Annotated in this window: 11 protein-coding genes and 1 pseudogene; 1 reads left to right on the top strand and 11 read right to left on the bottom strand. The window is 72.0% G+C overall.

What is annotated here, in order from left to right:
- Positions 1-27: 27 nt before the first annotated feature.
- From ACFYX3_RS01825 to ACFYX3_RS01870, 10 genes and pseudogenes are all read right to left on the bottom strand, one after another.
- Positions 28-633: pseudogene (locus ACFYX3_RS01825) on the bottom strand (pilus assembly protein TadG-related protein); the annotation flags it as partial.
- 38 nt (positions 634-671) lie between these two features.
- On the bottom strand, positions 672-896 hold the full coding sequence (locus ACFYX3_RS01830; protein ID WP_389007123.1) for a Flp family type IVb pilin: 225 nt from the start codon (positions 894-896) through the stop codon (positions 672-674).
- A gap of 191 nt (positions 897-1,087) precedes the next feature.
- On the bottom strand, positions 1,088-1,975 hold the full coding sequence (locus ACFYX3_RS01835) for a DUF5936 domain-containing protein (RefSeq protein ID WP_389008061.1): 888 nt from the start codon (positions 1,973-1,975) through the stop codon (positions 1,088-1,090).
- Between the two features lie 13 nt (positions 1,976-1,988).
- Positions 1,989-2,936, bottom strand: coding sequence for a type II secretion system F family protein (locus ACFYX3_RS01840; protein ID WP_389007125.1), 948 nt, complete (start codon positions 2,934-2,936; stop codon positions 1,989-1,991).
- A 135-nt stretch (positions 2,937-3,071) separates the two neighbouring features.
- Positions 3,072-4,415, bottom strand: coding sequence for a CpaF family protein (locus ACFYX3_RS01845; RefSeq protein ID WP_389007127.1), 1,344 nt, complete (start codon positions 4,413-4,415; stop codon positions 3,072-3,074).
- Entirely contained in the window at positions 4,412-4,804 is a 393-nt protein-coding gene (locus ACFYX3_RS01850) for a TadE/TadG family type IV pilus assembly protein (RefSeq protein ID WP_389007129.1), read from the bottom strand. Before ACFYX3_RS01850 ends, ACFYX3_RS01845 begins: the two co-directional genes overlap by 4 nt.
- Positions 4,801-5,169 carry a TadE/TadG family type IV pilus assembly protein gene (locus tag ACFYX3_RS01855; RefSeq protein ID WP_382655545.1) on the bottom strand — a complete coding sequence of 123 codons (369 nt, stop codon included), beginning with the start codon at positions 5,167-5,169 and terminating at the stop codon, positions 4,801-4,803. The genes ACFYX3_RS01850 and ACFYX3_RS01855 overlap by 4 nt, the downstream gene beginning before the upstream one ends.
- Before the next feature lie 3 nt (positions 5,170-5,172).
- The gene (locus ACFYX3_RS01860; RefSeq protein ID WP_389007132.1) at positions 5,173-6,423 is read right to left on the bottom strand and encodes a CpaE family protein; all 1,251 of its coding nucleotides are present in this window, start codon (positions 6,421-6,423) and stop codon (positions 5,173-5,175) included.
- Positions 6,424-6,430: 7 nt separating this feature from the next.
- Positions 6,431-7,162, bottom strand: coding sequence for a Flp pilus assembly protein CpaB (cpaB, locus tag ACFYX3_RS01865; protein ID WP_385659315.1), 732 nt, complete (start codon positions 7,160-7,162; stop codon positions 6,431-6,433).
- A 172-nt stretch (positions 7,163-7,334) separates the two neighbouring features.
- Positions 7,335-8,249 (bottom strand): hypothetical protein, encoded by a 915-nt coding sequence (locus tag ACFYX3_RS01870; RefSeq protein ID WP_389007134.1) that lies wholly within the window; start codon positions 8,247-8,249, stop codon positions 7,335-7,337.
- A gap of 364 nt (positions 8,250-8,613) precedes the next feature.
- Between ACFYX3_RS01870 and ACFYX3_RS01875 the strand changes: the two genes are divergently transcribed.
- Complete coding sequence (locus tag ACFYX3_RS01875) at positions 8,614-10,329, top strand: chitinase (RefSeq protein WP_389007136.1); 1,716 nt, start codon at positions 8,614-8,616, stop codon at positions 10,327-10,329.
- 80 nt (positions 10,330-10,409) lie between these two features.
- Here ACFYX3_RS01875 and ACFYX3_RS01880 read toward each other — a convergent pair whose 3' ends face one another.
- On the bottom strand, positions 10,410-11,738 hold the full coding sequence (locus tag ACFYX3_RS01880; RefSeq protein WP_389007138.1) for a serine/threonine-protein kinase: 1,329 nt from the start codon (positions 11,736-11,738) through the stop codon (positions 10,410-10,412).
- Positions 11,739-11,786: the final 48 nt, after the last annotated feature.

Here is an 11,786-nt window from a genome sequence, read left to right on the forward strand (position 1 = left end):
GAAGCGTGCTTCCTTTACTCGTCGCGGTCAGTTCGACAGTCGAACCCTGAAGAGATCAGCGGCACCGGGGAGGTTCGGGCTTTCAGGATCGATCACCCACGGCTCGCCATCGCACAGGAGGTCAACCACGGGTCCCTCGCCTTCGGGCTCTCCGCTACCCCCATCAGGGCCGGTCGATGTCGAATCCGGAGGGGATTCCGGCGGGTCCGGGGGCGGGTCCGGCACCTCGAACGTGCAACGCGGTTCGAGTACAGCTTCAGCGGAAGCGGTGGCATGCGGACCTCCGCCCGTCGTGCTCACGGTCACCCTGAAACCATGCTCCCCGGTAGCAAGAGGCACGCACCTGCTGCCCGAGAGCGCCGCCTCGTTTCGAGCCGCAAACTCCTCCGCTTGCTGGCACGCGGAGTCACCATCAGTGTCCGCCACGCCCTGAAGGAACCTGTTCCACTGCCCCGGATCGAGAATCACTCCGATCCAACCGGCCCGCAATTGCTTTCCGGCATCCTGAGCCGCCGCGAGAGCCGCTGCGTCCGCAGCGGTCTGGGCACTATTCCGCGTCGAAGCGGCCTGACCCACCAAGAAGTAGGCGAACGCCAGGAAAAGGAGCCCTGCAATGACCGCGATGTAGACGGGGAACGCCTGCCCCTCATCACGGCAACGCGCGAGCTGCTCTACTCTCCTCCGCCACCCGTCAGCTCGGCGATCTTCTGGCTGATCGCACTCTTGATCGACTGCCCGAGATCCGTACCGGTGATCGCCACCACGATCGCCACCACCACCACAATGATCCCCAGATACTCCACCGCAGTCTGCCCGCGGTCCCGCGTCCGCCGGGACGTCCAATCGTCCAGGCAGACACGGCCCTTCGTCAGGGCCTTCAGCATTGCGTCGTTCATCGTGGTCCCCTCCGCGTTCGGACGCCTGCGTTCGGGGACCGTACGCCGACGGGCGGGTCGGCGGGTAGGGCCCCGTCATCGGGCGGGACTCATGGTGCAGGTCCATCAGCCCACCCCCCTCACACTCAGTCCGCACTCTGGCACATCGCGTTGCGCGGCCGAAGCCGTTTGACTCGAATATGTCACCGCGCTCACTTGCCCGTCACCGCGCCGAAGTCCGTTCCCGTGCCCAGGAACAGGCCCGCGCCCAGGAGGATCATGGTGGCCGGGACCATCAGGGTCGTGATCACCATCGTGGCCTTCGGGACGGCCTTCGCGGCCTTCCTCCTCGCGTTCTGCGCGTCCGTGCGCCGCATGTCGTTCGCGATCTGGATCAGGGTGTCCACGATCGGCGCCCCCAGCTCCTCCCCCTGCTGCAGCGCCGTCACGAACTGGGCCACCTGCTCCGAGTCGTTGCGCCGGCGCAGTTCGTCGAAGGCCTGGCGGCGGCTGACGCCCATGTCCATCTGCCGCAGGGTGATGCGGAGTTCGTCCGACCACGGGCCCTCGTACTTCTCCGCCACCCGTTCCAGCGCCTGGCGGAAGCCCAGGCCCGCCGAGACCACCACCGCCAGGACGTCCAGGAAGTCCGGCAGGGTGCGTTCGATCTGGTCCTTGCGGATGCGGACCGCCGACCAGATCCCGACCTCCGTCCAGAACGCGCCGAAGGCCAGGAGGAGGAGAGCGGTCAGGTACGAGCCCTTGCCCAGCATCACCAGGGCCCCGAGCCCGCCCAGGAAGCCGTACACCGCCCGCCGCGCCCCGTACCGGTCGATCGTCAGGCCGCCGGGGTTGCCCGCCAGGTCGATGCGCCGGCGCACGGCGTTGACGCGTTTCGGGCCCATCAGCCGGAGCACGGCCGGCGACCAGCGCATGCCCAGGCGGTCCACGGCCGAGTCGACCGCTCCCGTACGCGTCGCGCCGACCTCCAGGGCCAGCTTGAGGTCGTCGGGCAGCCGGGCGTCGGCTCGGTAGAGGCGTAGGCCGTAGGCCATGCCCGCCACGGCCAGCGCCGCCAGGAGGGCCAGGAGGAGGTCCATCACGCACCGGCCCCTATACGTCGATCTTCGAGAAGCGGCGGATCGCGGCGAAGCCGACCACGTACAGGGCGAACGCGGCGATCACGGCGGCCTGTCCCATGCCGGATGCGGTCATGCGGTCCAGCGCTCCCGGCTGCATGTTGTCGATGAGGAGGAGCGAGCCGATGCCGATCACCGGGACCGAGTACGCCGTCATGCTCACCTGGGACAGCTGTGTACGGACCTCGCGTCTCGTCTCCTTGCGCTCCTCCAGCGTCTCCGTGAGGTTCCGAAGGGACGACACGACGGTGCCGCCCGCCCGGTTGGCCAGGACGAGGGTGGTGACCAGGACGACCAGTTCCCGGGACGGGAGGCGTTCCGCCAGCTCCCCCAGCGCGTCGTCCAGGGAGGTTCCGACCGCCAGCTGCTGCGCCACCTTCTCCAGTTCGTCGCCCGCCGGCGCCTCCAGCTCGTCCGCCGCGAGGCTCAGCGCCATGCGGAGGGCGAGGCCCGCCTGGGTCGCGTTCGCCAGGATGCGGGAGAGTTCGGGGAGTTGGTTGATGAAGCGCTCGATGCGCTTCTGGCGCTGCCAGTTGAGGTAGCCCAGCGCCACCCAGATCCCGAGGATCCCGCAGATCGGGCCGAAGAACGGCGACAGCGCCGCCTGCCCCACCACCCACAGGACCGCCACGGTCGCCGCGAGCGCCACCGTGAACTCTCCGGGCGTGACGTCGAGGCCCGTCGCCGCGATCCGCAGTTCCAGCTTCCGGCCGAGCGCCGTCTTCCGTACCCGCCGGTCGATCCCCCGGAAACGGCGCCTGCGCCGGCCGGTCGCGGTCTCGGGTGCGCCGCTCCCGTCGAGCCGGGCGACGAGAGCGGCATGGCGGCGGGCCCCGCTCGCGTACGTCTGGACGCCGACGACGCCCAGCACGCAGGCGATCAGCGCCACGCCCACCGTCAGCCAGAAGGGGTCGGTCAGCATGGCCGCGCCTCGGGGCGCTGATCCCCCGGCCGCCAGGTGGGGTCGGTCGTGGTCATCCCTGCTCCCCGGGTCGCCAGGTCGGGTCCGTGTTCGTCGCCCACAGGTCCGTCGTCATCGTCGCTCCCCACGTCGTCTTCACTCCGCCTCCCTGGTCGTCAGGTACGCGTCCGTCGCCGCCACCCCGAAGGCCTGCGGAATCGGCTGCCCCGCCAGGTACAGCCGTTCGGCGACGCGCCGCGGCAGCGGGTGGTACGTGAACCTCCCGTACACCCGCCCGTCGGGCGCGACCGGCTGCGCCTCGAAGCGGCAGACCGTGGCCAGCAGGAAGCGTTCCCGGCCGTGCGAGGCGAGGACGGAGATCTCGGTGATGCGGCGGGTCCCGTCCGGGTGCCGGGTCAGCTGGACCAGGACGTCGACCGCGCTGTTGATCTGGTCCCGCAGCGCCTCGAACGGCACCTTCACCTCCGACATGGAGGCGAGGGTCTGGAGGCGCATCAGGGCGTCCTCGGCCGAGTTCGCGTGGACGGTCGCGAGCGAGCCGTCGTGGCCGGTGGACATCGCCTGGAGCATGTCGAGCGTCTCGCCGCCGCGTACCTCTCCCACGATGATCCGGTCGGGACGCATGCGCAGGGAGTTGCGGACGAGGTCGCGGATCGAGATGGCCCCGCGGCCCTCGATGTTCGGCGGGCGTGCCTCCAGGCGGATCACGTGGGACTGCTGGAGCTGGAGCTCGGCCGAGTCCTCGATGGTGATGATCCGCTCGCCGTCCGGGACGAGACCGGAGAGCGCGTTGAGGAGGGTCGTCTTCCCGGTGCCCGTGGCCCCGGAGACGATCAGGTTGAACTTGGCCTGAACCAGTCCCGAGAGCAGGAGCAGCATCTGCTCGTCGAGCGAGCCGAGGCCGATCATCTCGTGCAGCGTGTACGCGCGGGGGAAGCGGCGGATGGTGAGCGTGGCCCCGGTGAGGGAGAGCGGCGGGATGATCACGTTGACGCGCTCGCCGGAGGGGAGCCGGGCGTCGACCATCGGGTTCGACTCGTCGACCCGCCGGTTGACCGTCGAGACGATCCGCTCGATGGTCTGCATCAGCTGCTCGTGCGAGGCGAAGCGGAGCGGGAGCAGTTCGACGCGGCCGCCGCGCTCGATGAAGATCTGGTCGGGGCCGTTGACCATGATCTCCGTGATGGACGCGTCTTCGAGGAGCGGTTCGAGTACGCCGAGCCCGAGGGCCTCGTCCACGACCCGGCGGATCAGCTGGGCCCGCTCGGCGGTCGAGAGGACCGGGCCCTCGCGGCTGATGATGTGCCCGAGGACGCGCTCCAGGCGGGCGCGCCGCTCGGCCGCCGCGAGCGCGGACATCTCGGTGAGGTCGATCTCCTCCAGGAGCTTGGCCCGGAAGGCGGCGACGAGGTGCCCGTCCTCCCGGCCCCCGCCCGTGGCCTTCTCCTCGGGAGCGCTGATCCGCGCACGCAGGCTCATGGCAGGTCCTCCTCGTCGGGGAGCGGCATGGTGGCGGTCTTCGTGACGGAGCCGAAGCCGTCCCAGAAGGGGACGACGGAAGGGATCGTGACGCTGACGGTGTAGACGGCCGCCCCGTCTCCCCCGCCGGAGGTGACGGTGGAGCGTTTCGCGACCCAACCGCTGACGGCCGCGTGGGCGGCCGCCTCGGGGCTGGGCCCGCTCTCGTCGTCGCTGCTCGCCGCCCGCGCAGCCGCCCGCGCAGCCGTCCCCGCCTGCTGCGCCGCGTACGCGACGATGCCGAGCTGGAGGCCCGCGAGCCCGACGAGGAGCAGGATCGGGAGGAACCCGAGGTACTCGATGGCCGCCTGCCCCCGGTCGCGGCCACGGCGGTGCGGGAGGATCGTCATGGGTTCAGGTCCTCCTCGTACACCGCGCCCGCTTCGGCCGTGACCGGGAACAGGCCCCCGAAGCCCGGGACGAGGGCCGGTACCTCGACCTCGACCTCGACGTGGACCATGCCGCCGCTCGGGCCGTCGCAGTCGCCGCCGGACGCGCTCCAGGCGCCGTCGATGTGGCGCTGCGCGGCGGCGGGTCCGTCGTCCCCCACCGCGCACGCACGCGCCGCCTCGTCCGCCGCGTTCCCCGCCAGCGTGTACGTGTAGCCCACCAGGACGACCTGCCACAGCAGGGCGAGGGTCAGCAGGATCAGCGGGACCATGCCCACGAACTCCACCGCCACCTGCCCCCTGTCCTCGTCCCGGTGCGTACGCATCCCTCAGCGCCCTCCCCCGCGCCGCCGCAGTCCGAGCGAGCCCCGGTCGCCCGCTCTGGCCAGCTCCCTGCCGGAGGTCTCGGCCGTGCCGACCAGGCCCAGTTCGCCCGCCAGGGTCCACAGCGCCTGCTTGACCGTCGACTTGGCGTCGAGCTCGTGGAGGCGGCCCGCGTCGACGACGGCCGAGAGTTCCTTGAAGTTGGCCGGGACGGCGACGCCCGCGATCCGGGTGCCGGTGATCTTCTGGACGAGGGGTGGCTGGATCTCGGTGGAGCGGTGGTGGCGGTTGACGAGGGTGACGGTCTCCTCGGCCTTGCGGACCTGGAGCCGTTCCCACATCCGTACGGTCCGCTTGGCCGCCCGGACGGCGACCACGTCCGGGGTGGTGACGAGCAGCGCGGTGTCGGCCATCTCGATGGCGGCGGCGTTGGCGCTGTCGAGCCGGGAGCCGCAGTCGAGGACGACGACCTCGTGCCGGCCGCGCAGGGCGCTGACGACCTGGCGGGCGGCGCGGTCGGTGACCTCCTCGCCGCGTTCGCCCTCCGCCGGGGCGAGGAGCAGCGAGAGGCCGGTCTCGTGGACGTAGACGGCGTCCTGGAGGACGCGGGGCGAGATGTCGGCGATCGTGGCGAGGTCGGCCACGGAACGCCGGAACTGCACGTCCAGGTACGAGGCGATGTCGCCGCTCTGGAGGTCCATGTCGACGAGCGCGACGCTGCGGCCGGAGGCACGGGCGGCGAGGGCGAGGTGGACGGCCGTGACCGTGGTGCCGACGCCGCCCTTGGCGCCGCTGACGGTGACGACGGCGCCTCCGGGGCCGGTGAACTGGTCGGCCCCCGCGCCGAGGTGGCGGCGGACGCCGGCGGACCACTGGGCTGCGGCCTGGACGCGGCTGGCGAGTTCCTCGTAACCGAGGGGGAGCGTGACGAGGCCTCGGGCGCCGGAGTCCATGGCGGCGGAGAAGAGGACGGGGCTGGCGTCGGCGGTGATGAGGACGACGCCGACGGCCGGGAAGCGGAGGGCGACCTCGCGGACGAGTTCGAGCGCGGGCACGGGCCCGATGCGCTCGTGGACGAGGACGACCTCCGGGAGTTCGTCGAGGGAGGCGGCGGCGAGGCGCGCGAGGGTGTCGACGAGCTGCGTGGAGTCGACGACCGGCTGGGACGGTTCGGCGTCGGGGAGCTGGCTGAGCAGCGTACTGACGGACCGGGCCGCGTCGGGGTCTCCGACGGCCGGCAGGATCCTGGTGGTCATACCGGCCTCACTTGTCCTTGTCGAGCGTGTAGGTGCGGTCGCCCTTGTCGGCCGGGGAGCCGCCCGGGCTGCCGCCCTGCGAGCCGGCCGCGGAGGGGGCGACGAGGGCGAGGCGTACGTGCTCGGCGAAGGACTCGGCGTACGCGACGCGCTGGGTGTCGAGGGTGGAGAGCGCGAACGTGATGGGGACGGTGGAGGTGGCCCGGTCGCCGCGGTCGGAGCTGTCGGAGGCCCGGGTGAGCTTGCCGACGTCGAGGACGCGGGCGCCGGTGACGATCATCCGGGACTGGTCGGGGTCGCCCTTCTTCTCGCCGGCGAAGGTCGCGTAGATGTTGACGGTGGAGCCCGGGTTGATCTTGCCGGCGACACCGGTGGCGGCGTCGATCATGATCGCGATCTCCTGCTGTCCCGGCTGGAGTTCGGGGCGCTCGACGATCATGTCGGCCTGGAGGAGGGAGCCGGCTTTGAGTCTGTTGACCGCGATCTTTCCCTCGATCTGGCGGAGATCGGTGACGGCGGTCGAGGAGAGCCAGCGCTTGGGCATGGAGATCTTCTCGAAGTCGCCCGCCGTCAGGGGCTTGTAGGGCTCCACGTCGTTCTTGAGCCGGTACGCCGTGGTCTCCGGGCCGACCTTGGAGTTCACGTCGCTGATGACGGCGAGGACACCGGCGAACGCGCCGAGGGCGCACAGGACGGAGAGCAGCAGCAGGATCACGCCGCGGCGCTGGCGGGAGTTCATGGCCGTACTTCCTCGGTCGGAGCGGTCGGAACGGTGGGAGCGGTCGGAGCGGTCGGAGCGGTCGGAGCGGTCGGAGCGGTCGGAGCGGTCGGAGCGGTCGGAGCGGTCGGAGCGGTCGGAGCGGTCGGAGCGGTCTGGGGCATGGGACAGCGGCGGGGCACGGGACCGCCGCTCACGGCAGCGCGGCGCGGGCGGTACGGGCGCCGGGCCCGAGGGCGCGGGTCCGGTCCCCCGGTCCGAGTGCGTGCCCGCCGGGGTCCGGCGGCGGTGCCAGCGGCGCCGCGCAGAAGCCGCAGCGGTCGCCGATGAGTTCCATCCCGCACCAGTGGCAGGTCTCGCGGCGCACGGAGGAGACGAGCTGGTGGAGGACGGACAGGTCGGGCAGGTACGCGGCGAACTCGACGAGCTTGCCGGTGCCCCACCAGCCGGGCGAGGACGCGGGCAGCGGCACCTCGTGCACGGGTCCGGGGATCCGCCACCGGGGCACGAGGGTGGTGGCCGGCCAGTCGGTCTGGAGCTGGCCGCGGGCGAGGAGGAGCTCGGTGGCGAACTCGGGTCCGGCGAGCGGTTCTTCCGAGGTCCCCACCCGCACGATCTGCGGTGTCGGTCCGGCGAGGACGGCGAAGTGGGCGCCGGGGAGCCAGCCCTTGAGGTGGGAGCCGAGGCTGACGGGGACGCGGTCGAGCCGGGAGACGGAGCCGAGGACGGCTCCGGCGTAGATGTAGTGGGCGAGCAGCCGGGCGGCGGAGGCCAGGACTCCGGGGCTGAAGTCGCAGCCGGCGAGCTGCCGGAGCTGGCGGACCAGGACGGCCGCGCCGAGGGGTGGCAGGTCGGTCCTGACCAGGGAGATCCGGTCGCTCTCCAGGAGGGCGCGGACGGCGTGCAGGCGGTGTTCGACGCCGGCGGGCGCGGCGGTGGGGCAGACGACGACCACGTGTCCGTACCGGGCGAGGAGCTGCTGCATGTCGGCGAGGGAGGCGTCGAGCGAGCGGCTCTCGGGGGGCGGGAGCACGGCGGCCTGCGGGGTCCCGGGGTCGGCCGCGGGCAGCACCAGGTCGGCGCTGGTGACGGCGATCGCTGTCGGCACGTCGGACCCCCCGTCCCCTCCGGCCTCCGGTGACCCGGGGGCCGCGGATCACTTACCGCGTTCGCGGCGTCACCGCAGGGTGCCGCCGTCTCTGCACCTTATCCACGTCCCCCGGGGTGGTGAACACACAATCCGCCAAGCTGCCCCCACTAATTTGCGCCCTGGCCTCGCCCTTGGGACCGGGCCCTGACCTCGGGGCCTTGCCCGCGGGCGAACGCCGTTCGCCGCGCGAGGTATTGACATTGCGATTGGTCTGGACCAACTTGTTCCGACAGCGGTGGCCACCGCCGGTACCCCCGTACCCGCATCTCCCTCCGTACGACGACGTACGGCACCTCCACCTCCCCAACTCCCCCACCGGAGGATGCACGTGGACCGCACCACCACCCGTCCGCACGGACGCCGGCTGCTCGGCGGAGCGCTCGCGCTCGCCGTCGGCTCCGGGCTCGTCCTCGTCGGCGGAGCCGGCACCGCGCAGGCGGCCGACGTCAACGTCGCCAAGAACGCCGGGTTCGAGAACGGCCTGACCAACTGGTCCTGTTCCGCCGGGAGCGGCGCCGCCGTCTCCTCGCCGGTCCACACCGGCACCGGCGCGCTGCGCGCCACCCCGGCCGGCCTCGACTACGCCCAGTGCGTGCAGACCGTGGCCGTGAAGCCCAACTCGACGTACTCCCTGAGCGCCTGGGTCCAGGGCGGCTACGCCTACCTCGGCGTCACCGGCACCGGCACCACCGACGTCAACACCTGGACGCCCGACAGCGCCTCCTGGAAGCAGCTCACCACCACCTTCACCACCGGCGCCTCCACCACGTCCGTGCAGATCTACACCCACGGCTGGTACGGCACCTCCCCCTACTCCGTCGACGACGTGAGCGTCTTCGGGCCCGACGGGGGCGGCGGCCAGGACCCCGACCCGACCGCCCCGGCCACCCCGGCCGGTCTCGCCGCCGGCTCGGTCACCACCAGCTCCGTCGCCCTGAGCTGGAGCGCGGTCTCCGGCGCCACGGGCTACAAGGTGTACCGGGACGGCGCCAACCCGCAGACGGTCAGCGGTACGTCGACCACGATCACCGGACTCGCCGCCGACACCGCGTACCAGTTCCAGGTCTCCGCGACGAACGCCGCGGGCGAGTCCGCGAAGTCCGCCGCCGTCACGGCCCGCACCGCCAAGCCCACCGACCCGGGCCCCGGCCCGGCCGTGCCCAAGCACGCCGTCACCGGCTACTGGCAGAACTTCGACAACGGCGCCGCCAAGCAGAAGCTGCGGGACGTCCAGGCGGCGTACGACATCATCGCCGTCTCCTTCGCGGACTCCACCGCCACGCCCGGCCAGATCACCTTCAACCTCGACCCGGCCGTCGGCTACGCCTCGGCCGCCGACTTCAAGGCCGACATCGCGGCCAAGAAGGCGGCCGGCAAGTCCGTGATCCTCTCCGTCGGCGGCGAGAAGGGCAACGTCACCATCAACAGTGACGCCACCGCGACCGCCTTCGCCGACAGCGCGTACGCCCTGATGCAGGAGTACGGCTTCAACGGCATCGACATCGACCTGGAGCACGGCGTCAACGCCACGTACCTCACCAAGGCGCTGCGCCAGCTCTCCGCCAAGGCGGGCTCCTCGATGGTCCTGACGATGGCCCCGCAGACCATCGACATGCAGAACACGAGCTCCGAGTACTTCAAGACCGCGCTCGCCGTGAAGGACATCCTCACGGTCGTCAACACCCAGTACTACAACAGCGGTTCGATGCTCGGCTGCGACGGCAAGGTCTACAGCCAGGGCTCGGTGGACTTCCTCACCGCGCTCGCCTGCATCCAGCTCCAGGGCGGCCTCGACGCCTCCCAGGTCGGCCTGGGCGTCCCCGCCTCCACGCGCGGCGCGGGCAGCGGCTACGTCGACCCGCAGATCGTGAACAACGCGCTCGACTGCCTGGCCAAGGGCACCGGCTGCGGCGCCTTCAAGCCGGCCCAGACCTGGCCGTCGCTGCGCGGCGCCATGACCTGGTCGACCAACTGGGACGCGACGGCCGGCAACGCCTGGTCGAACGCGGTGGGCCCGAAGGTGCACGGCCTGCCGTAGCGGACCGGGTTCCAAGGTGACAGCGCAGCGCCGCCGCTCCCCCGGCGGCGCTGCGCCGTCTCGTCACGCGGAAGGCCGAGTCACGCGGGCAGGTAGTGGCGCAGCACCGGGTCGAGCTGCCGGATCCACTCGTCGACCCGGGAGGCGCGTCGGCCGTCGACCTCGCAGTCGTACACCGAGCCGTCGTAGAGGGTGACGGCGACGCGCAGCACCCGGTCGCGGCGGATGCGGTCGTACCGTACGGCCCCGATCTCGCTCCAGAGGAAGTCGGCCTCCTCGCCGAAGAAGTGCAGGGACACCCCGCTCCCGTCGACGGCGATCCCGGAGTTCCGGTCGGCGGCGGTGAACTCCGGCGCGGGGGCGGGGGCCAGGAGGGGCGGCGGCGGTACGTAGGAAGTGGGGGGATACGGGACGGGGGCGGGGGGACGGGACACGGGGGCGGGGACAACGTCCTGGACCTCCACCGGCGCGGGGATCGCGTCCCGGGCCTCTGCGGGCGCGGGGATCGCGTCCTGCACACCGATGGAGGGCTCCGTGGGCACCCGGGGGTCCGGCACCACGGACGCCTCCGTCCCCTCCGGCACCTCCGGTGTCCCCGGCGTCCCCGCCCCCTCCATCAGCTCGTCCATGATGGCGTCCGGCGTGGGCCGTTCGGCCGGGTCCTTGGCGAGGCAGCGGCCGACGAGCGGGCGCAGTGCCTCCGGTACGGCACGGAGGTCGGGGGCCTCGTGCACCGACCGGTACATGAGCCCCATCGGCGTCCCCTCCCCGAAGGGCCGCCCGCCGGCGGCGGCGACGAGGACGGCGCCGAGGGCGAACACGTCGGCGGCACCGGTGACCTCCTCGCCGAGCGCCTGTTCGGGGGCGAGGTAGCCGGGGGTGCCGAAGGCGCTGCCGGTGGCGGTGAGGCGGGTCGACTCCAGGGCGCGGGCGATCCCGAAGTCGAGGACGCGGGGCCCGTCGGAGGCCATGACGATGTTGCCGGGCTTGAGGTCCCGGTGGACGAGCCCGCAGGCGTGGATCGCCTCCAGGGCCTCGGCGAGCGCGGCCCCGAGGGATCGGAGCCGCTTCTCGCCCATGGGGCCCTCGGCGGTGACGAGTCCGGAGAGGGTGGGGCCGGGGATGTAGGCGGTGGCGAGCCAGGGGGCCTCCGCCTCGGGGTCGGCGTCGACGACCTGCGCGGTGTGGAAGCCGCCGACCTGCCGGGCCGCGGCGACCTCGGCGCGGAAGCGGGCGCGGAAGGACGGGTCGGAGGCGAGTTCCGGCCGTGCGACCTTGACGGCGACGGCGCGCCCGCCGCGCGAACGGGCGAGATAGACGGTGCCCATGCCGCCTTCACCTAGTTTGTGCTCGATGACATATCTACCGATGAGGGTCCCCACGCGGGACAGTATGGCCGAACTCCCCATCTTGACCGGTCCATGACATAGCCGGACCATGTGCCCGGACACCCGCAC

The organism is Streptomyces sp. NPDC002463 (genome assembly GCF_042889835.1).
GTDB classification, from domain to species: Bacteria; Actinomycetota; Actinomycetes; order Streptomycetales; family Streptomycetaceae; genus Streptomyces; species Streptomyces nymphaeiformis.

What these genes read in the sequence shown, in the direction of transcription:
- ACFYX3_RS01830 (WP_389007123.1), bottom strand. Translation starts at nt 896, where the DNA reads ATGAACGACGCAATGCTGAAGGCCCTGACGAAGGGCCGTGTCTGCCTG.
- ACFYX3_RS01845 (WP_389007127.1), bottom strand. Translation starts at nt 4,415, where the DNA reads ATGAGCCTGCGTGCGCGGATCAGCGCTCCCGAGGAGAAGGCCACGGGC.
- ACFYX3_RS01880 (WP_389007138.1), bottom strand. Translation starts at nt 11,738, where the DNA reads ATGGGGAGTTCGGCCATACTGTCCCGCGTGGGGACCCTCATCGGTAGA.
- ACFYX3_RS01875 (WP_389007136.1), top strand. Translation starts at nt 8,614, where the DNA reads ATGCACGTGGACCGCACCACCACCCGTCCGCACGGACGCCGGCTGCTC.
- ACFYX3_RS01860 (WP_389007132.1), bottom strand. Translation starts at nt 6,423, where the DNA reads ATGACCACCAGGATCCTGCCGGCCGTCGGAGACCCCGACGCGGCCCGG.
- ACFYX3_RS01840 (WP_389007125.1), bottom strand. Translation starts at nt 2,936, where the DNA reads ATGCTGACCGACCCCTTCTGGCTGACGGTGGGCGTGGCGCTGATCGCC.
- ACFYX3_RS01835 (WP_389008061.1), bottom strand. Translation starts at nt 1,975, where the DNA reads ATGGACCTCCTCCTGGCCCTCCTGGCGGCGCTGGCCGTGGCGGGCATG.
- cpaB (WP_385659315.1), bottom strand. Translation starts at nt 7,162, where the DNA reads ATGAACTCCCGCCAGCGCCGCGGCGTGATCCTGCTGCTGCTCTCCGTC.
- ACFYX3_RS01855 (WP_382655545.1), bottom strand. Translation starts at nt 5,169, where the DNA reads ATGCGTACGCACCGGGACGAGGACAGGGGGCAGGTGGCGGTGGAGTTC.
- ACFYX3_RS01850 (WP_389007129.1), bottom strand. Translation starts at nt 4,804, where the DNA reads ATGACGATCCTCCCGCACCGCCGTGGCCGCGACCGGGGGCAGGCGGCC.